The following is a 19,027-nucleotide window of genomic DNA, read 5'->3' as shown; positions in this document are numbered from 1 at the left end:
CCCGCCCGCTCTATCCGCCCTGCCCGGCTCAGTCCTCCTCGCGGCCGTACCAGCCGCCGCGGTAGACGGTGCCCTGCCGGGCCGACTCCGGCGCCGATTCCGGCGTCGGCGCCGCCTCCGCCGCGAGGGCGCTCCGGCGCGAGCGGCGGACCCGGCTGACCACGAACCAGCAGAACCCGGCGATCACGGCCACGATCACGATCTTCTGGAACGTGCCCGCGTACGCCTCGACCACGTGCCACTGCTCGCCGAGGAAGTACCCGGCGAGCACGAACGTGGTGTTCCAGATCAGGCTGCCCAGCGCGGTGTAGAGCAGGAACACCGGCACCGGCATGCGTTCCACCCCGGCCGGAATGGAGATGAGACTGCGGAAGATCGGAATCATCCGGCCGAAGAACACCGCCTTGACGCCGTGGCGCAGGAACCACGCCTCGGTGCGGTCCACGTCCTCCAGCTTGATCAGCGGTAGCCGCTCGGCCAGGGCGCGCATCCGGTCCCGCCCGAGGGCCGCGCCGATGTAGTAGAGCGCCAGCGCGCCCACGATCGACCCGATCGTGGTCCAGACGATCGCACCGACCAGGCTCATCCTGCCCTGGCTCGCGGTGAAGCCGGCCAGCGGCAGGATCACCTCGCTGGGAATGGGCGGGAACAGGTTCTCCAGCGCCACCGCGAGGCCGGCGCCGGGACCGCCGAGCCGTTCCATCAGGCCGGTGACCCAGCCGGTCACTCCGTCACCGGACGGCTCTGCCGCCCGCGCGGCGCTCACCCGGGGGCCGGCGAGCAGCTGTGCGTTTCCGATCATCCGACCAACGTTACGGGGCGAAGCTGCGGACGACCACGCGTCATGGAAACCATTATCGTGTACGCCATGCGTACGCCGTTGCGGATCGCCGTCGCCCAGCCGCTCACCCGCTCCGGCGACGTCGCGGGCAACGCGGCACGGCACGCCGACGCCGTGCGCGCCGCCGCGGCCCGCGTGGTGGTCTTCCCGGAGATGTCACTGACCGGGTACGAACTGGACGCCGCGCCGCTGGACCCGGACGATCCCCGGCTCGCACCGCTGCGCGCGGCGTGCGCCGAGACCGGGACGCTGGCGCTGGCCGGCGCGCCGGTGCCCGGACCGCACATCGGGGTGCTGGCGATCGACGCCGAGGGCGTGCGGGTGGCGTACCGGAAGATGTGCCTGGGCGGCGCGGAGCCGCAGCACATGCGGCCGGGCCGGGAGCCGGCGGTGCTCGATGTGGACGGCTGGCGGCTGGGCCTGGCGGTCTGCAAGGACACCGGCACGCCGGAGCACGCGGCGGCGACGGTGGCGCTCGGCGCGGACGCCTACCTGGCCGGGGTGCTGGAGTCGGCCGACGACGCGGCGGTGCCCGACGAACGCGCCCGCCGGGTCGCCGCCGCGCACGGCGTGTGGGTGGCGACGGCGAGTTTCGCCGGGTCGACAGGGGGCGGGTACGCGCGCGCCGCGGGTGGTTCGGGGATCTGGTCACCGGCGGGTGAGCCGGTGGCCCGCGCCGGCACGGACACCGGCGAGGTGGTCACCGCCACGCTGCGGTGACACTCAGCCCTCGTCGCCGCCGCGCAGCCGCTCGTAGCCGTCGAGCAGCTTGCGCAGCGCGGTGGCGGTGACCGGGTCGATCTTCTCGTCCTCGGCCGCGTCGTCGATCTTCTCGCGCAGATCCTCGACCCGCTTCTCCCGGTCCTTCGGCTTGCCCCGGTCCAGCTCGGCGACCTTCTTGCGCAGGTCGTCGGCGACCTTGCGCTCGATCAGCCCGATCGACTCGGCCCGGTCGAGCAACTCGTCGAACCGGTCGCCGAGCTGCCGCAGCGTCACCGGTTCGGCCGCCGTCGACGGCGGCGCCGCGCTGCTCGGCTCGGGCGCAGGCGGCTCGGCGGCGCCGGTCGTGGGGCCAGTCGTGGGCGCGGCGGCCGGCGGGGCGCCGGAGCCGTCACCCCACACCAGCGAGCCGACCACCGCGAGCAGCAGCACCACGGCGCAGGCGACCAGCAGCCCGAACAGCCGGTTCGAGGAGACCGCCGGACGCGGCGGCGCGCCGGGACGCCCCGGCGCGCCCGGGCGGGCCGTAGCGGCCGGAACCCGCTCGACCAGGGTGGGCGAATGCGTCACCGGCGCCACGGTGGGCAGGATCGCGGTCGGCGGATCCACCGGGCGGCCCGCGCCGAGCCGCTCGGCGAGCCGGGCCGCGCTCGGCCGCCGCGCCGGGTCCACGTCCAGGCAGGCCAGCACCAGGTCGGCGATCTCCGGCGGCAGGCCGGGCACCCGCGGCGGCGGCACCGGCGGCCGGTTGCGCCGCACCTCCAGCACGTCGTCCCAGCTGCGCACCGGCAGCGGGGCCCGGCCGGTGAGGCTGCGGTACAGCAGCACGCCGAGCGCGTACACGTCACCGGCCGGATGCGCCGGGCCCGGGTCGAGGCGTTCCGGGGCGAAGTAGGCGGGGGTGCCCATCAGCAGCACGCCGGTCTGCCCGGTGACCGGGTGCGGGCCGGCGGGCGCGGCGATGCCGAAGTCGAGCACCTTCGCGCCGGTCTCGGTGAGCATCACGTTCGCCGGTTTGATGTCGCGGTGCACCACGCCGATGCGGTGCGCCGCGGCCAGCGCCCCGGCGACCTGCCCGGCCGTGCGGACCGCGTCCGGCCAGGCCAGCGGCCCGCCGGCCAGCCGGTCGGCGAGCGTCTGCCCCTCCACCAGCTCCATCACCAGGTACGGGACCACGACGCCGCCCGCAAGCGTCGCCTCGGCGTAGTCGTACACCTGGGTCACGTGCGGGTGGGTCAGCCGCGCCGCCGCGCGGGCCTCGCGCTGGATGACCGCGCGCAGTTGCGGGTCGGCGGCGAGCTGCCCGGCGAGGACCTTGACCGCGACGGGCCGGTGCAGCACCTCGTCGTCGGCGCGCCACACCTCGGACATCCCGCCGAGGCCGATGCGCTCACGCAGGACGTAGCGGTCGTGCAGGCGCAGGGCGGGCGTGAACGGCGACATAATTCACCAGGCTGCCATGCGCGGCACCGGCCGCACCAACCCGCGCCCCCGTTTCGTCCGTGTTCCGGCGTTCTTCCGCCCGCGTCAGGGCTTGCGGGCGACCCCGCCGTACATGCTGACGTCGACCACGGACGGCCGCGGCTCCGGCTCGCCGTCGGCGCGCCACTCGGCCACCGAGCAGATGCCCGGCTCGACCAGTTCGAGGCCGTCGAAGAAGCGTACGACCTCCTCCCGGCTGCGCAGGTTGATCACGCCGTGCGGGCCACCGCCCCGGGCCGCCGCCTTCGCCTCGGCGGCCACCTCCGCCGGAAGGTAGTCGTGGGTGGCGTGCGAGGCGGCCAGGTAACTGCCGGCGGGCAGCGCGTCGAGAAGCGTGTCGACCAGCGCGTACGGGTCTTCGCCGTCGGGCACGAAGTGCAGCACCGCCAGCAGCATCAACGCCACCGGCTGGGACAGGTCGAGCGTGCGGCGCAGGTCCGGGTGGGCCAGGATCCGCTCCGGGTCGCGCAGGTCCGCGTCGAGGTAGGCGGTGACGCCGTCGGCCGAACTGGTCAGCAACGCGCGGGCGTGGGCCAGCACGATCGGGTCGTTGTCGACGTACACCACCCGGGCGCGCGGGTCGATCGCCTGCGCCACCTCGTGGGTGTTGTCGGCGGTGGGTATGCCGGTGCCGATGTCCAGGAACTGCCGGATGCCCGCCTCACCGGCCAGGTGACGCACCGCGCGGCGCAGGAACCGCCGGTTCTCCAGCGCGCTGATCCGGATGGTCGGGAACCGGGCGGCCATCGCGTCGCCGGAGTCCCGGTCGGCCTGGAAGTTGTCCTTGCCGCCGAGCCAGTAGTTGTACCGGCGGGCGGGGTGCGCCACTGTCGTGTCGATCCGGTCGCCGGGCGGCCCGGAAACGGGCGCCGTCCCTGCTGCGTCGCTGGTCAAGGCCACCTCCACGACTCGGGTCCCACCGTCCACTGTCTCCGGTGCGGATCATGGTACTGCCCGGCGCCGGCCCGGTCAGGCCGGGTACAGCTCGTCGCGGAGGCGGGCCAGCAGCTCACGGGTGCGCTCCGGCGGCGCGGCCTCCACGCACAGCCGTTCCATCGCCTCGGCGTAGAACTCGAGGTCGTCGCGCTTGTCCAGGTAGATCGCGCTGGTCAGCTGCTCGATGTAGACGATGTCCGGCAGGTCCGCGTCGCCGAAGCGCAGGATGCTGAAGGCCCCGCTGGCCGCGGCGTGCCCGCCGGCGGAGAACGGGACGATCTGCAGCCGTACGTGCGGCGCGGCGGTCGCCTCGATCAGCGCGTCCAGCTGCTCGCGCATCACCGCGGCCCCGCCGATCGGGCGGCGCAGCGCCGCCTCGTCGAGCACCGCCCACAACTGCGGCGGGTTGCTGCGGCGCAGCAGCTCCTTGCGCTGCATCCGCAGCTCCACCCGCCGGTCCAGCTCCGCCGCCGACGCGCCGCGGTGCCCGAGCAGGATCACCTGCCGGGCGTACGCGGCGGTCTGCAGCAGCCCGGGCACGAACTGCACCTCGTACGTGCGGATCAGCGCGGCGGCGGCCTCCAGGCCCAGGTACGCCTGGAACCACGCGGGGAGCACGTCACCGTAGCGGTGCCACCAGCCCGGGCTGTTCGCGTCCCGGGCGAGCTTGAGCAGCGACTCGCGCTCGCCGGCGTCGGTCACGCCGTAGAGCGTGAGCAGGTCGGCCACGTCGCGCTCCTTGAAGCCGACCCGGCCCAGCTCCATCCGGCTGATCTTCGACTCGGAGGAGCGGATCTCCCAGCCGGCCGTCTCCCGGCTGACCCCGGCCCTCTCACGGAGTCGCCGCAGCTGTCCACCGAGCAACATGCGCAGCACGGTGGGCCCGCTTGTCGGACCACCCTCGACGGGCACCGTCGCCACCTGACCGCCCTCGCATCCCGACTGCCCCGGCCGGGCGCCCCCCGGCCGACGAGTAAGCATGCCATGAACCGACAGTGAGGTGAACTCCTCCGGAGCGGTTAATCAGTCCCGTGTGCGGGACGGCGGGATCAGGTGGTCGAAGTCGCCGTCGCGCGCGCCGAGCACGAAGGCGGCGATCTCGTCCACTGTGTAGATCAGCGCCGGGCCCTCCGGGTGCCGGGAGTTTCGGACCGCGATCCCGGTGCCACCGGGCAGCTCGGCCAACTCGACGCAGTTGCCGCTGGGGTTGCTGCGACGACTCTTCGACCAGCGCATCGGGGGCAGCTCGGGCACGGGCACACCGTTCGGCGGTTGTTGCATGGGCGTCCTTCGGGATGAGCCAGCCGAGGCCGCGGGGAGGAGCGGTGGGTGGCGACGTCTGTCGACTGAGGAGTGAGATGCACGTGCATCTGCTATTGCATCTGCAATGGACGGAGAGCATGATAGCCGAAACCTACGGTGTGCCGGGTCGCTCACATTCGGTGACCCGAACCCGGCCTCCGGATGCCGCCGCGCGCGGCTAGGGGACTGCGGTGAGGAGGACGCGCGTGCCGGATCCGATGACCGTCGCCTCCGGCATATCCGCCGCGGGGGCCCTGATCTCGGCCTGGCAGTTGCGCCGCCGCGCCGTACGCGCCGAGGCCGAGATCGAGCTGCTCCAGGCCGAACTGGCCGCCGAACGGCACGCGGCCAGCCACGACCCGCTCACCGGCCTGCCCAACCGCCGCGCGTTCTTCCGGCTCGCAGCCACCCTGCTCACCGACCCGGCCGGCCAGCCACTGGTAGCGGTCGTGCTCGACCTGGACAACTTCAAGCAGGTGAACGACCGCTACGGGCACGCCGCCGGCGACCAGGTGCTGATCAGCGTCGCGCAGCGGCTCGCCGCGTTCGCCGGCAACAACCTGGTGGCCCGCCTCGGCGGCGACGAGTTCGCCGGCCTGCTGGCCAGCCCCACGGCCGACCGCCGGTGGATCGAGCACGCCACGCGGCGGCTCTGCGAGGCGCTCGCCGCGCCCATCCCGCTGGGCGCGCGCAGCATCCAGGTCACCGCCTCGGTCGGGCTGGCGCCGGTGCACTGCCCGACGCAGCTCACCGACGCGCTGTGCCGCGCCGACGCCGCCATGTACGAGGCGAAGACGCTCGGCGCGGCCCGCCCGACCCGGCAGCTCGTCGCGGAGTACTGACCGGCCCGGTCAGCGCCAGCCGTAGCCGGCGCGCAGCGCCTGCCCGACCCGGTCGAACCGTGGCCGGTCCAGCACCGCGCCCTCGCGGCGGATGCTGTCCTCGCGCATGGTGAGCACCCGGTCCAGGCGCACCCAGGAGGGCCGGTTGTCCCGGTCCCACTCCCCCGGGCCGAGCGCCAGCCAGTGCCGCTGCCCGTCCCGGTCGCTCTGGCTGGACAGCATCAGCCCGAACAGGGTGCGGCTGTGCCGTCCGACCACCAGCACCGGGCGGTCCTTGCCCTGGCGGGGGTCGTCCTCGTAGGGCACCCACGTCCAGACGATCTCGCCCGGGTCGGCCTGGCCGTCCGGCTCCGGCGCGTACGACAACTCGCGGCGCTGCAGCGCGTTGACCTGGCGGCGGCGCGCGACCTGAGCCGGGATCGGCGCGCCCGTGCGGGGCGGGGCGGGCACAGCCCGGGTGATCCGGCCGAGCCGCGACGCCACGTTCTTCAACAGACCTGCCACGGCGGGCAGCCTATCGGCCGGGGTACGACCGCCCGGGAATCGGGTCGCCCGGTCGGGTGGACGGCGCCGTGCGGGATGCCCCCTGTTAATAGGGGGCCCCTCTACTACCGGAAGCGTTAAGAAGGGGCCCTTCCTTACGCTGGGGGCGTGCGGCTACCCGATGATCTGCCGGTGTTCGAGCGCAGCGCGGTGCGGCTGGTCGTGCTCGACGCCACCGACCACCTGCTGCTGTTCCACACCCGCGACCCGGACCACCCCGACCTCGGCGTGTGGTGGGAGCTACCCGGCGGCGGGCTGGACCCGGGCGAGACCTACCGGGAGGCGGCGGTCCGCGAACTGCGCGAGGAGACCGGCATCGCGATCGGTCCGGACGAGGTGGGCGCGCCGACGTGGCGGCGGCGGGCCAGCTTCCGGCACCGGCAGCGCCGCCACCTCCAGGACGAGGTGATCGTGGCGGTACGGCTGTCCGGCCCCGGACCGGACGTGGACGAGGCGCTGCGGCTGGACTACGAGGTGGAGGACTACTTCGGGTTCCGCTGGTGGCCGCTGGCCGAGGTGCTCGCCGAGCGGCCGCGGTGCTATCCCGGGCGGCTGCCCGAACTGCTGCCCGCGTTCCTGGCCGGCGAGGAGATCGACGAGCCGTTCGAACTGTGGTCCTGAGCGCGGGCGTGCCACCCGGCGCGTGAGCGGGCAGAGTGGAGCCGTGACTCCCCTGCACGCACCACTGGCCCGTTACGCCGAGCGGCTGCACCGCGCCGCCGGCGACACCCACCACGTCGCCTCGCCGCTGGGCGCGTGGCTGCTGCTGGCGCTGACCGGCCCGGCCGCCACCGGCGACGCCCGGGCGGCGCTGGCCGAGGCGCTCGACGCCGACCCGGACGACGCCGCCGCGGAGGCCCGGGCGCTGCTCGCCGCGCCGCACCCGATGGTCGCCGCGGCCACCGCGCTGTGGGAGCGCGCTCCCGCGCCGGAGCTGGCCGCGTGGCGGGCCGCGCTGCCGGAGAACACCGAACGCGGCCCGCTGCCCGACCAGGCCGCGCTGGACGGCTGGGCCCGGGAGCGTACCGGCGGGCTGATCGACAGCTTCCCCGTCGACGTCACCCCGGACACGCTGCTGCTCCTGGCCAACGCGCTGGCCACCCGCGTGTCGTGGGCCGACCCGTTCGACACCGTCCCCGGCGCGGAGCTGGGTGCGGACAGCGCCTGGTCGGGCCGGCTGAGCCGGGTGCTGCGTACGCCGCCGTTCGGGCACCGGTGCTGGGTGGCGGCCACCGACCGGGCCGGTGACGTGGCGGCGCACGCGGTGCCGGCCCGCACCGGCGACGACGGCGCCGGAATGCTCGTGGTGTCGGTGGCCGCCGCGCCCGACGTGCCGGCCGTCGACGTGCTGGCCGCCGCGCAGGAGCTGGCGAGCGCCGCCGCGCTCCTGCCGGACGCCATGCCGGGCCGCCGGTCGCTGTACGACCTGCCGCTGGGCGAGACGCCGCTGTGGACGCTGCGGGAGGAGCCGACCCGGACGTACGCGGACGACGGCCGGGAGGAACGCGCCACCGCGGTGCTGCCCTGCTGGTCGGCGCAGAGCCGCCACGACCTGGCCAGGCCCGGGTTCGGCTTCGACGCGGCGGCGCAGGCACTCGGCGAGCTGCTGGGCCTGACCGGGCCGGGGTTCGACGCCGCGCAGTCCGCGGTGGCCCGGTTCGGCCGCTACGGCTTCGAGGCCGCCGCGGTGACCGCGTTCGGCCGGGCGACAGCGCTGCCGCCGGAGGGGGTCGCCCGCGTCGCGGAGCTGCGCTTCGGTCACCCGTACGCGGTGGTCGCGGTGACCACCGACCCGGCCGGCGGCCCGTGGCACGCGCTGCCTGTCTACTCCGCGTGGGTGGCCGACCCGGAGGAGCTGCCCGCCGACGAGGCCGGATAGGCGGGAAGCGCGCTCGCGAGCTGGTCCAGTCCCAGCGAGCCGAGTTCCAGCGCCCGGTTGTGGAACGCGCGCCGGTCGCCGGGGAACGCCGCGCGTCCGTCCCGCCACACCCGCTCCCCCACCTTGTAGGTGAGCGCCTGCCCGGGCCGGCCCAGGTACCGGGCCACTTCCAGTGGCGCGTACGGGCCCTGGTGGCAGCGGTCGCGCAGCAGGTCCAGCGCGGCCTGCGGCGTCCACGGCGTGCTGCCCGACGGCATCGGCAGCTTCAGGTGCAGGCCGATGTCGAGCACCACCCGGGCCGCCCGCAGCAACTGCATGAACAGGTGGCCCAGCCGGGCGCCCGGCTGCTCGTAGAGTCCGAGTTCGTCCATCAGCCCTTCGGCGTACAGGGCCCAGCCCTCCTGGGCGCCGGAGAGCCCGCCGAGCAGGTTCAGCCGCTGCCCGGGGCCGCCCCGGCACGCCTCCGAGCCGAGGTGCAGGTGGTGGCCGGGGACGCCCTCGTGGTACGCGGTGCTGTACGCCCACCAGGTCGGGAAGCGCTCCTGACCGTCGGGCAGCAGCCACGAGACCCGGCCCGGCCGGGTCAGGTCCCGCGACGGCGCGATGTAGGCGGTGCCGCCCGACGTGGTGACCCGGGACTCGATGCGGCGCAGCGGCGCGGGGATGTCGAATTGCGTGCCGTGCATCCGCTCGGTGGTGGCCTCCAGCAGCTCCTGGAGCCAGGCGGCGAACTCGTCCCGGCTGCGCAGCACACCTGGCGCGTCGGGGCGGTCGAGCCGTTGAAGCACCTCGGGCACGGTGCCACCCAGGGCTCTCGCCTCCGCGACCAGGTCCGCCTCGATGGCGGTGAACTCGTCCCAGCCCCACTCGTACAGCTCGCGCAGGTCCGGTTCCGTGCCGAGGAAGGTCCGCACCCAGAGGGCGTACCGCGCCGGGCCGAACGCCTCGTCGTCGCGCGCGAGCGGCGCGAGGTCCGCGGTGAGCGTCGTGGCGAACCTCCGGTACGCCTCCCGCGCGTCCCGCGCCGCCGCCTGCAACGACGCGCGCTGCGGCCCGTCGCCGTAGCGCTGCACGAGCGCCGTGTCCTCGTCGATCCAGGTGCGGCAGCGCTGCGTCACCAGGTCCACCTGGCGTCGTGTGGGCAGGTGACCACGTTCGGCGGCGACCAGCAGGCTGCGGGCGTACCCGTCCAGGGATGCCGGGATCGCGGCCTGGCGCGCGCCGACGCGGGCCCAGCCGTCCTCGTAGGCCGCGCGCCCGGCGTCGCGGCCCGGGACCGCTGATTCGACGCACTGGCGGATGAGCTGGAGCGGGCCGGTGGCCGCGACGTGCAGTTCCCGCAGGTCCTCCCCGGCGTCGTGGAAGGCGATCCGGGCGCGCAGCCGTTCGGCGAGGTGCTCGTGCAGCGGGCTCGTGGCGGGCAGCGCCTCGATCCGGCGCAGGGCGCGCGCGGCGAGATCGGCGCGGGCCTGGTGACCCTCCGGGCTGTAGTCGGTGAGCCCGTCGACGTCCTGCTCACCGGCCTCGACCACCGCCACACACGGATCGAGGCGCCCCATCTCCCGCAGCAGCGTGTCGGTGACGTCCTCGCCCATCGCACCGATGCTACCCCCGGTGATCAAGGAGTTCGTGCCGGCCGGAAGGCCCGGAAAGGACACGAACTCCTTGATCAACCGGATGGGAGGCGAGGTCAGACCGAGACGAGCTCCTTCTTCTCGGCCTTGGCGGCCAGACGCTTCTCACGCTCCTGGGCGCCGATCAGGTCGTCCGGCAGGGAATCCTCCACCTCGATGTCGAAGCGGCGCAGCAGCCGGATCGCGAACCCGCCGAGCGTGACCAGGACCAGCGCCGCGCCGAAACAGATGTACGCGAACCCGATGCCCCGGCCCGGTCCGGTGCCGATCACCGCGCCCACCGTGCCGGCCAGCGCTCCGCCCGGCGCGAGCATCGGCTCGAACAGCGCGGTGGCGCCCGGCGCCAGCAGCGCGAACCCGATCGGCAGGGTGGACCAGGAGATGGTCTGGTTGAGGCTGAACACCCGGCCGTGGAAGCGCTGCGGCACCTTCACCTGGACGATCGTCGCGTAGATCGACTGCGCGGTGGTCATCGACATGGCCAGCCAGCAGAAGCCGACGCAGATCATCGCCACCGAGGCGTCCAGGCCGATCAGCATGCAGCCGATCGCGGTGCCCAGGTTGCCGATCAGCACGCCGATCATGCGGCGCTTGCGCGGCCCGCCCCACAGCGACATGAGGATGCCGCCGAGCACCGCGCCGACCGCCTCGGCCAGCGCGACCTGGGCGACCTGGGTGGGGCTGCCGAACGACAGCACCAACGGGGTGATCAGCACCAGCGCGGGCGCCAGGAAGATGTTGCCCAGCGCGAAGTAGCCGAGCATCAGCCGGAATCCGCGGTGCCGCCAGGAGTAGCGCATGCCGTTGGCGATGGCCACCAGCAGCCGCTCCCGGGGCCGCCAGCCGAGCGCGTCCGGGAAGCGGACCACGGCGAGCGTGAGCACCGCGAGCACGTAGCTGGCCACGTCGACGAGCAGGATGCCCTTCAGGTCGATGGTGGCGAGCAGGCCGGCCGCGAACGCCGGCATGAGCAGCGTGGCCACACCGGTGGACAGCTGGGTGATGCCCATGGCGTGCCCGAGGTAGCGCTTGGGCACCAGCTGCGGCACCGCCGACTGGAACGCGATCCGCTGGAACGACCCGGCCACCGAGCTCAGCGCCACCAGCAGGTAGATGTGCCAGAGCACCAGGTTGTCGGTCCACAGCAGGCTGGCCAGCACCAGCTGGATGGAGCCGGCGAAGCAGCTGGCCGTCATCATGATCCGGCGGCGGCTGACCCGGTCCACCAGCGCGCCGGCGACCGGCAGCATGAGCACGCCGCAGATCAGCGCCAGCGCCCACAGCAGACCGAGGTCGGCCACCGAGCCGGTGCGGTTGAACAGCCAGATCGGCAGCGCGAACGCGGTCAGCGCGGAGCCGGTGCTGGAGACGAGCTGCCCGACCGTGATGGCCAGGAAGCGGCCCATGCTCGGCTTGACCGCGGTGCTGGCCTTGCGGGCCACGCCCACGCGCAGCGTGTCCGCCACCGCCCAGCCGGCGTCCTCACCCCGCGCCTGGGGGCTCAGCGCGCCGATGTCACCGGCGACCACCGCCGGGTGCGCCTGCGTGACGATCTCGGCCAGCTCCTCGGCACGGTACTTGAGGAAGAAGTGACCGGCCTGGTCGAGCACGACCAGCCCGAGCGTGTCGCTGAGGAACTGCCACTCGGTGTACCGCTCGCGGTAGTAGTCGGTGACCGGGTCCTCGGAGCCGACCACCGAGATGATCGGCGCGCGCAGCTTCGTCGCCTGCTTGTCCAGCAGCCGGGTGAAGTACTCCTCCGAGGCGCGGGAGTCGGCCCGCATGTTGCTGATGATCCGGTCCGCCTGCTCCGGGTCCAGCTCGTCGGTGTCCACGCCCATCGACTTGAGCCAGCTCGCGTAGTGCTTGTTGCTGCGCAGTTGCTCCAGCTTGTTGCGGGCCGCCGAGAAGACGCCCTTGGGGCGGGCGAACGGGAACATCGCGCCGATGTAGACGGCCTCCAGGTCCCGGCCGGACGCCTCGACCTTGCGGGCCACCTCGGCGACGATCGCGCTGCCCACGCCGCAGTGGCCGTACAGGGCGATCGGTCCCTCGACCCGCTCCAGGATCTCGTCGGCGACCCGGCTGGTCAGCTCCTCGAACGGCAGCGCGTCCTCGGTGAGGCCGACGTCGTGGCCGGGGATGGCCAGCGACCACAGCCCGTACCCGGCCGGCAGCGCGTCGGCCAGCGGCTGGTAGACGATGGCGCTGCCGCCGCCGTACGGCACGCAGACGTACGTCAGCACCCGCTTGCCCGCCGGGATCGGCTTGGTCAGCTCGTAGAGCAGCCGGCGCGGCCCCTCCTGGGCGGCGTCGCCGGAGATGAACGCGGCCAGGTCGCGGATGGTGCGCTGCTGGAACAGGTCCATCACGCCGACGGCCCGGCCGCCCAGCTCCGCCTTGCGGATCTTCGCGACCACCTGGGTGGCGAGCATCGAGTGCCCGCCCAGGTCGAAGAAGTCGTCGTCGATGCCCAGCGTGTCCACGCCGAGCACCTCGGACCAGATCGCAGCCAGCGCCCGCTCGGTGTCGTCGCGCGGCTCGACCAGCGCCACCGACGCCTCGCGGGTGACCACCGGCGCGGGCAGCGCCTTGCGGTCCAGCTTGCCGTTCGGGGTCAGCGGCAGCGCGTCGAGCGTGACGAACGCGGCCGGCACCATGTACTCGGGCAGCGTGTCCTTCAGCGCCGCCTTCAGCGCGGCGTGCTCGGCCGCCCCCACCAGGTACGCGGTGAGCCGCTTGTCGCCCGGGCTGTCCTCCCGGACGATCACCGTGGCCTCGGTGACGCCCGGCTGCTCGCGCAGCGCGCTCTCGATCTCGCCCAGCTCGATGCGCAGGCCGCGCAGCTTGACCTGGTGGTCGATGCGGCCCAGGAACTCGATCACCCCGGCGCCGTCCGGGCCGATCACCCAGCGGGCCAGGTCACCGGTGCGGTAGAGGCGGGCGCCCGGTTCGGCGGAGAACGGGTCGGGGACGAACTTCTCCGCGGTCAGCGCCGGCCGGCGGTGGTAGCCGCGGGCCAGCCCGACACCGCCGATGTGCAGCTCACCGGCCACCCCGACCGGGCACTGGGCGCCGGACGGGTCGAGCACGTGCAGCCGCAGGTTGGCGATCGGCGCGCCGATCGGCACGCTCGTCACCTGCGCCAGCCGGTCCGGCTCGCACGCCCAGGCGGTCACGTCGATGGCCGCCTCGGTCGGGCCGTACAGGTTGTGCAGGCCGCACCAGGGCAGCCGGGCGGTGAAGTCGGCCGCCGAGGCCAGCGGCAGCTCCTCGCCGGAGCAGATCACCCGGCGCAGCGCGGTGGCCGCCTCCACGCCGTCCTCGGCGAGGAAGACGGTGAGCATCGACGGGACGAAGTGGGCGGTGGTGATCCGCTCGGACACCAGCAGGTCACGCAGGTAGCCGGCGTCCTTGTGACCGCCCGGCTTGGCCAGCACCAGGCGCGCGCCGGTGCGCAGCGGCCAGAAGAACTCCCACACCGACACGTCGAAGCTCGCCGGGGTCTTCTGGAGCACCGCGTCGTCGGCGCCGAGGCGGTACGTCTTCTGCATCCAGTCGAGCCGGTTGACGATGCCCCGGTGCGTGTTCGGCACGCCCTTCGGGCGGCCGGTGGAGCCGGAGGTGTAGATGACGTACGCCAGGTGCTCCGGCCCGGCGGCCGGCGCCGGGTTGGTGTCGGGCTGACCGCTCCACACGGTGGCGTCGTCCAGTTCGAGTACCGTGGCGCCGGTGTCGGGCAGCACGTCGCGCAGGTGCGACTGGACCAGCACCACCGGCGCGTCCGCGTCGCCGACCATGAACGCGAGCCGGTCGGCCGGGTACTCCGGGTCCAGCGGCAGGTACGCGCCGCCGGCCTTGAGCACGCCGAGCAGCCCGGCGACCAGTTCCACCGAGCGTTCCGCGCAGACCCCGACCAGGGTCTCCGGGCCGACGCCGGCCGCGCGCAGCCGGTGCGCGACGCGGTTGGCCTGCGCGTTCAGCTCGGCGTACGTGCGGCTGTGGCCGTCGATGGTGACCGCCACCGCGTCCGGGGTGGCCGCGGCGCGCTCCTCGATCGGGCCGTGCAGCGTCTGCGTGCGCGGGAAGTCCGCGCTGGTGTCGTTCCAGGCGGCCAGCAGCTCTCGCTCGGCGGCGGGCAGCAGGGGCAGCCGGGAGACCGGGGTGTCCGGCGCGGCGACGACCGCGTCCAGCAGGGCGGTCCACCGCTGGGCCATGCGCTCCACGGTGGCCCGGTCGAACAGGTCGGTGTTGAAGACCAGCTTGCCCCAGAGCCCGTCGACGGTCTCGACCGCGTGCAGCTCGAAGTCGAACCGGGTGGCCCGCAACTCCATCGGGGTCCAGGTGAACGTGACCTCGTCGGTACGGGACACGCCGGTGAACCGGCCCATCTCGTAGTTCTGCAGCACGAACATGGCCTGGAACACCGGGGAGCGGCTGACGTCGCGCGGCAGGCCCAGCTCGTGCACGACCTTGGCGAACGGCACCTCGGCGTGCTCGAACCCGTCCAGCACGGTGCGGCGGGTGCGCTCCAGCAGCTCGGCGAAGGTCGGGTCGTCGCCCAGGTCGGCGCGCAGCGGCAGCATGTTGATGAACATGCCGACGAGGTTCTCCAGCTCCGGCGCGGACCGTCCGGCGACCGACGCGCCGATGGCGAAGTCGTCCTGGCCGGAGTGCCGGGCCAGCAGCACCTGGTACGCGGCGAGCAACGTCATGAACAGCGTGCCGCCGCTGTCGCGGGTGAGCGTGTTGAGCGCCTCGGTGGCGGCCGGGTCGAGCTGGAACTCGACGAAGTCGCCCCGGTAGGTCTGGGTGGCCGGGCGGGGCCGGTCCAGCGGCAGTTCCAGCGGGGTGATGCCGGCCAGCCGCTGCTTCCAGTAGTCGACGTGCGCCCGCGCCTGCGGGCCGTCCAGCTCCTGGGCCTCCCAGACGGCGAAGTCGCCGTACTGGATCGGCAGGGCGGGTGGCTCGCCGCCCCGGTAGAGCGTGATCAGGTCACGCAGCAGCACGTCCACCGACCAGCCGTCGCCGACGATGTGGTGCTGGGCCAGGAACAGCACGTGGTCGTCGGCGGCGAGCCGGATCAGCAGGGCCCGCAGCAGCGGCCCCTCGGCGAGGTCGAACGGCTCGGCCGCCGCCGCCTCGACCAGCGCCTGCGCGGCGGCCTCGTCGGGCGCGTCCACCACCGTCAGCGGCACGTCCGCGGTGTCCGCGATCACCACCGTGGGGCGGCCGTCGGAGTCGGCCGGGAAGCGGGTGCGCTGCGACTCGTGCCGGTCCGCGAGCGCGGTCAGGGCGGCGCGTAGCGCGTCCACGTCGAGCGGTCCGCGCACCCGCAGCGGCACCGCGATGTGGTACGCCGCCTCGCCCGGGGCGAGCTGGTCCATGAACCAGACCCGCTCCTGGGCGTAGGACAGCGGTACCTCGGCGCCGGCCGGGCGGGGGGTGATCCGGGCCGCGGTTGCGGTCTGGCGGGCGCGTAGCCGTCGGGCGATCAGCGCCTGCCGGGCCGCCTCGCGGGCCGGATCCTTCAGGTCGGTCATCAGTTGGTTCCCTCTTCCGCCGCGAGCAGCGCGGCGACCTCGGTGTCGGAGAGACCGTCGAGCTCGGCGGCGATCCGCTGTTCGATCTGGGCGGCCAGGTCCGCCACCACGGGGCTGCTGAACAGCGCCCGCATGGGCAGCTCCACGTCCACCTCGGCGCGGATGCGGGCCATCGCCCGCATGCCGCGCAGCGAGTTGCCACCGAGGGCGAAGAAGTCGTCGTGGGCGCCGACCTTCTCCACCTGGAGGATGTCGGCGTACACCTCGGCGACCAGGGCCTCGGCCTCGGTGCGGGGCGCGACGTAGCTGTCCTGCGCCGTCTCGGCCGTCGCCGGGGCGGGCAGCGCGGCGCGGTCCAGCTTGCCGTTCGGGGTCAGCGGCAGCGCGTCCAGCCGGACCAGGGCGGCCGGCACCAGGTGCGCCGGCAGCTCGCGGGCCAGTTCGGCGCGGACCGAGTCCTCGTGGGCCGGGCCCACCAGGTAGCCGACGAGCATCGGCTCGCCGCCGTCGGCGCGGACCGCCGCGGCGGCGGCCCGTACGTCCGGGTGGGCCAGCAGCGCCGCCTCGACCTCGCCCAGCTCGATCCGCATGCCGCGCACCTTGACCTGGTCGTCGCGGCGGCCCAGGTAGTCCAGCGTGCCGTCGGCGCGCCAGCGGGCCAGGTCGCCGGTGGCGTACATCCGGGCGCCGGGCGGGCCGTACGGGCAGGGCAGGAACCGCTCGGCGGTCAGGCCGGGCCGCTCGTGGTAGCCGCGGGCGAGCTGCGTGCCGGTGACGTACAGCTCCCCCACCACGCCCGGCGGCACCGGGCGCAGCGCGGTGTCGAGCAGCAGTGCCCGGGTGTTCCAGGTGGGCGTGCCGATCGGCACCGGGCCGGCCGGGACCGGCTCGCCGGGGGCGATGCGGGCCGCGACGCAGCCCACAGTGGCCTCGGTCGGGCCGTACTCGTTGATCACCGCCACGTCGGGGTGCGCGGCCCGCCAGGCGGCGAGCTGCTCCCCGGTCAGCGCCTCGCCGCCGATGACCAGGTCGGTCGTCGGTGACAGCTCGCCGTCGAGCAGCGGCAGGTGGCTCGGCGTGACCTTGAGGAAGGTCGGCCGCCCACCGGCGCGGGCGGCGGGCTCGTCGATCGCGGCGAGCCGTACCGTGCCGCCTGCGGTGAGCGTGCCGAGCAGGCCGGTGACGGTGAGGTCGAACGAGACCGGCGAGTGCAGCAGCGCCACCCCGGAAAGCCCCGGGTAGGTGGCCCGGGCCCAGGCCAGGTACGCGGTCACCGCCCGGTGCTCGACCACCACGCCCTTGGGCCGGCCGGTGGAGCCGGAGGTGTAGAGCACGTACGCGGGGTGCTCGGGGCGCAGCGGGGCGACCCGGTCGGCGTCGGTGAGATCGTCGCCGGGCTGGTCGGAGCCGACCTCTCCGTCGAGCACCAGCGCGTCGCCGGGCACCAGGGCGGCGGTGTCCGGGTCGGCCACCACCAGCGCGGGCGCGGCGTCGGTGAGCAGGTACGCGATCCGCCCGGCCGGGTACGTGGTGTCCACCGGCACGTACGCGGCGCCGGCCTTCAGCACGGCGAGCATCGCCACGACGAGGTCGCAGGAGCGGGGCAGGGCCAGCGCGACCCGGGTCTCCGGGCCGGCCCCGCGCGCCACCAGCAGCCGGGCCAGCCGGTTCGCGGCGGTGTTCAGCTCGGCGTAGCGCAGCGTCGCGCCGTCGCAGACCAGCGCCGGCTCGTCCGGGGTGGCGGCGGCCTGCCGCTGCACCTCGTCGACCACAGTGCTCGCCGGCACGTCGTGGGCGGTGTCGTTCCAGGCGCCCAGCACCAGGTCATGTTCGTCGTCGGTGAGCAGCGGCAGCGCGGCGACGGTGCGCTGCGGCTCGGCGACGGCGGCGGCGAGCAGCCGCACGTAGCGGCGCACCACCGCCTCGGCGGTCTCCCGGTCGAACAGCTCGGTCCGGTAGACCAGGCGGCACTCCCCGGTGGTGATGTCGAAGGCCAGGTCGTCCTTCGTGGTGCCCAGCTCCACCGGGTCGAGGCCGGAGTCCGGGATCCAGTTCAGGGCGGTCTGGAAGATCGGCTGCACCGACGGGTCCCGCTGCGGGTCGACCGCCTCGACGATCTTCTGGAACGGCGCCTGGCCGTGCTCCATGGCGTCGATCAGGCCGTTGCGGATCCGGCCGAGCAGCGCCGCGAACGCCGGGTCGCCGGAGACGTCGCAGCGCAGCGCCACCGGGTTGACGAACATGCCGATCAGCGGCGCCAGCTCCGGGTTGTCGCGGCCCGCGGTGGCCACCCCCACCACCACGTCGGTGTCGCCGGAGATCCGCGACAGCAGCGCCGCGAAACCGGCCAGCAGCACCATGTACGGGGTGGCCTGCGCGCCGGTGGCCAGCGTGCCGATCCGGTCCAGCAGCCCGTCGGGCAGCGTGAAGCGCACCTCGTCACCGGCGAACCCGAGCTGGCCCGGACGGGGCCGGTCCAGCGGCAGGCCGATCACCGGCGGCGCTCCGGCCAGGTGGCCGGTCCAGAAGGCGAGCTGCCGGTCCAGTTCCTCGCCGGTGAGCTGCTGGCGCTGCCAGACCGCGAAGTCGGCGTACTGGATGGGCAGCTCGGGCACGGCGGGCTCGGCGCCGGTGCGCGCGGCCTCGCAGAACGCGACCAGTTCGTGGTGGAACAGCACCGCCGAGTGGCTGTCGAAGACGGCGTGGTGCGCCACGAACGCCAGCGCGAGCCCGTCCTCCATGCGGATCAGCCGGGCCCGCCACAGCGGCGCGGCGTCCATCGGGATCGGGGCGCGCGCCATCTCGCCGCGGATCCGCTCGAACTCGCCGCGCTGCTCACCGGCGGGCAGATGGGTGACGTCGGTGACGGGCAGCGGCGCCGGTTCGTGGGCGCGCACGACCTGCACCAGCGCGCCGTCGTCGACCCGCAGGTGGGTACGCAGCGCCTCGTGCCGGGCGATCACCCGGTTGACCACGTCGCCGGCCGTCTCGGCGTCCACGTCGGCGGGGAACATCCACGGGAAGGAGACGTTGAACACCGGCGACCCGGCGTCGAGCTGGTTGGCCATCCACACCCGCTCCTGGGCGTAGGAGGCCGGGAACGTCCACTCCTGGGTCATGAGAGGGCCTCGCGCACCGAGCGGGGACGCATGTCGGTCCAGACCTCGTCCACGTGGGCCAGGCACTCCTCGCGGCTGCCGGCGAAGCCGGTGTCGTGCCAGCCGGCGGGCAGCTCGCGGTCGGCCGACCAGATCGAGTACTGCTCCTCGTCGTTGCGGACGACCAGGAATCGGGATTCGGCCATG

The 19,027-nt window shown here is 74.2% G+C and carries 14 protein-coding genes; 4 read left to right on the top strand and 10 right to left on the bottom strand.

The window, feature by feature from the left end; translation table 11 throughout:
- Positions 1-28: 28 nt before the first annotated feature.
- Positions 29-802, bottom strand: a complete 774-nt coding sequence (locus KBX43_RS20850) for a DedA family protein (RefSeq protein WP_069088204.1) — start codon at positions 800-802, stop codon at positions 29-31.
- A 66-nt stretch (positions 803-868) separates the two neighbouring features.
- Here KBX43_RS20850 and KBX43_RS20845 point away from each other — a divergent pair, with 66 nt between their 5' ends.
- Positions 869-1,561: a carbon-nitrogen hydrolase family protein gene (locus KBX43_RS20845; protein ID WP_210886724.1), complete on the top strand. Its 693-nt coding sequence runs from the start codon at positions 869-871 to the stop codon at positions 1,559-1,561.
- A 3-nt stretch (positions 1,562-1,564) separates the two neighbouring features.
- On the opposite strand, the gene KBX43_RS20840 is transcribed toward KBX43_RS20845, so the two are convergent.
- The 4 genes from KBX43_RS20840 to KBX43_RS20825 all read right to left on the bottom strand — a co-directional run bounded on the left by KBX43_RS20840 (position 1,565) and on the right by KBX43_RS20825 (position 5,260).
- Positions 1,565-3,004 carry a serine/threonine-protein kinase gene (locus KBX43_RS20840; protein WP_210886721.1) on the bottom strand — a complete coding sequence of 480 codons (1,440 nt, stop codon included), beginning with the start codon at positions 3,002-3,004 and terminating at the stop codon, positions 1,565-1,567.
- Positions 3,005-3,088: 84 nt separating this feature from the next.
- Positions 3,089-3,937, bottom strand: a complete 849-nt coding sequence (locus KBX43_RS20835) for an SAM-dependent methyltransferase (protein WP_104114560.1) — start codon at positions 3,935-3,937, stop codon at positions 3,089-3,091.
- A 75-nt stretch (positions 3,938-4,012) separates the two neighbouring features.
- The gene (locus tag KBX43_RS20830; protein WP_043324606.1) at positions 4,013-4,900 is read right to left on the bottom strand and encodes a helix-turn-helix transcriptional regulator; all 888 of its coding nucleotides are present in this window, start codon (positions 4,898-4,900) and stop codon (positions 4,013-4,015) included.
- 102 nt (positions 4,901-5,002) lie between these two features.
- Entirely contained in the window at positions 5,003-5,260 is a 258-nt protein-coding gene (locus KBX43_RS20825) for a DUF397 domain-containing protein (RefSeq protein WP_030502645.1), read from the bottom strand.
- A 227-nt stretch (positions 5,261-5,487) separates the two neighbouring features.
- On the opposite strand from KBX43_RS20825, the gene KBX43_RS20820 reads away from it, so the two are divergent.
- Complete coding sequence (locus KBX43_RS20820; RefSeq protein WP_043324610.1) at positions 5,488-6,123, top strand: GGDEF domain-containing protein; 636 nt, start codon at positions 5,488-5,490, stop codon at positions 6,121-6,123.
- A 9-nt stretch (positions 6,124-6,132) separates the two neighbouring features.
- On the opposite strand, the gene KBX43_RS20815 is transcribed toward KBX43_RS20820, so the two are convergent.
- On the bottom strand, positions 6,133-6,627 hold the full coding sequence (locus tag KBX43_RS20815) for a type II toxin-antitoxin system PemK/MazF family toxin (protein WP_069088202.1): 495 nt from the start codon (positions 6,625-6,627) through the stop codon (positions 6,133-6,135).
- A 147-nt stretch (positions 6,628-6,774) separates the two neighbouring features.
- On the opposite strand from KBX43_RS20815, the gene KBX43_RS20810 reads away from it, so the two are divergent.
- Complete coding sequence (locus KBX43_RS20810) at positions 6,775-7,287, top strand: NUDIX hydrolase (RefSeq protein WP_113973814.1); 513 nt, start codon at positions 6,775-6,777, stop codon at positions 7,285-7,287.
- A gap of 43 nt (positions 7,288-7,330) precedes the next feature.
- Positions 7,331-8,545 (top strand): hypothetical protein, encoded by a 1,215-nt coding sequence (locus KBX43_RS20805; RefSeq protein WP_210886718.1) that lies wholly within the window; start codon positions 7,331-7,333, stop codon positions 8,543-8,545.
- Here the strand turns inward: KBX43_RS20805 and KBX43_RS20800 are convergent.
- From KBX43_RS20800 to KBX43_RS20785, 4 genes are all read right to left on the bottom strand, one after another.
- Positions 8,491-10,140 carry a DUF885 domain-containing protein gene (locus KBX43_RS20800; protein WP_210886715.1) on the bottom strand — a complete coding sequence of 550 codons (1,650 nt, stop codon included), beginning with the start codon at positions 10,138-10,140 and terminating at the stop codon, positions 8,491-8,493. The two genes, KBX43_RS20805 and KBX43_RS20800, sit on opposite strands and share 55 nt — an antisense overlap.
- A gap of 95 nt (positions 10,141-10,235) precedes the next feature.
- Entirely contained in the window at positions 10,236-15,722 is a 5,487-nt protein-coding gene (locus KBX43_RS20795; RefSeq protein WP_210886712.1) for a non-ribosomal peptide synthetase/MFS transporter, read from the bottom strand.
- A complete protein-coding gene (locus KBX43_RS20790) occupies positions 15,722-18,841 on the bottom strand; it encodes a non-ribosomal peptide synthetase (protein ID WP_113973828.1) in 3,120 nt (1,039 codons plus the stop codon). Before KBX43_RS20790 ends, KBX43_RS20795 begins: the two co-directional genes overlap by 1 nt.
- The gene (locus KBX43_RS20785; protein ID WP_043324625.1) at positions 18,838-19,026 is read right to left on the bottom strand and encodes an MbtH family NRPS accessory protein; all 189 of its coding nucleotides are present in this window, start codon (positions 19,024-19,026) and stop codon (positions 18,838-18,840) included. The genes KBX43_RS20790 and KBX43_RS20785 overlap by 4 nt, the downstream gene beginning before the upstream one ends.
- Position 19,027 lies beyond the last annotated feature (1 nt).

This window comes from Micromonospora sp. C41, from assembly GCF_018070485.1.
Taxonomy (GTDB): domain Bacteria; phylum Actinomycetota; class Actinomycetes; order Mycobacteriales; family Micromonosporaceae; genus Micromonospora; species Micromonospora chalcea.
The sequence above is the reverse complement of the archived record's forward strand: the minus strand, read 5'-3'. Positions and strand labels throughout refer to the sequence as shown.

Bases quoted from the DNA above. Each gene is read 5' to 3' on its own strand.
- KBX43_RS20825 (WP_030502645.1), bottom strand. From the start codon at position 5,260: ATGCAACAACCGCCGAACGGTGTGCCCGTGCCCGAGCTGCCCCCGATG.
- KBX43_RS20840 (WP_210886721.1), bottom strand. From the start codon at position 3,004: ATGTCGCCGTTCACGCCCGCCCTGCGCCTGCACGACCGCTACGTCCTG.
- KBX43_RS20790 (WP_113973828.1), bottom strand. From the start codon at position 18,841: ATGACCCAGGAGTGGACGTTCCCGGCCTCCTACGCCCAGGAGCGGGTG.
- KBX43_RS20850 (WP_069088204.1), bottom strand. From the start codon at position 802: ATGATCGGAAACGCACAGCTGCTCGCCGGCCCCCGGGTGAGCGCCGCG.
- KBX43_RS20845 (WP_210886724.1), top strand. From the start codon at position 869: ATGCGTACGCCGTTGCGGATCGCCGTCGCCCAGCCGCTCACCCGCTCC.
- KBX43_RS20800 (WP_210886715.1), bottom strand. From the start codon at position 10,140: ATGGGCGAGGACGTCACCGACACGCTGCTGCGGGAGATGGGGCGCCTC.
- KBX43_RS20785 (WP_043324625.1), bottom strand. From the start codon at position 19,026: ATGGCCGAATCCCGATTCCTGGTCGTCCGCAACGACGAGGAGCAGTAC.
- KBX43_RS20795 (WP_210886712.1), bottom strand. From the start codon at position 15,722: ATGACCGACCTGAAGGATCCGGCCCGCGAGGCGGCCCGGCAGGCGCTG.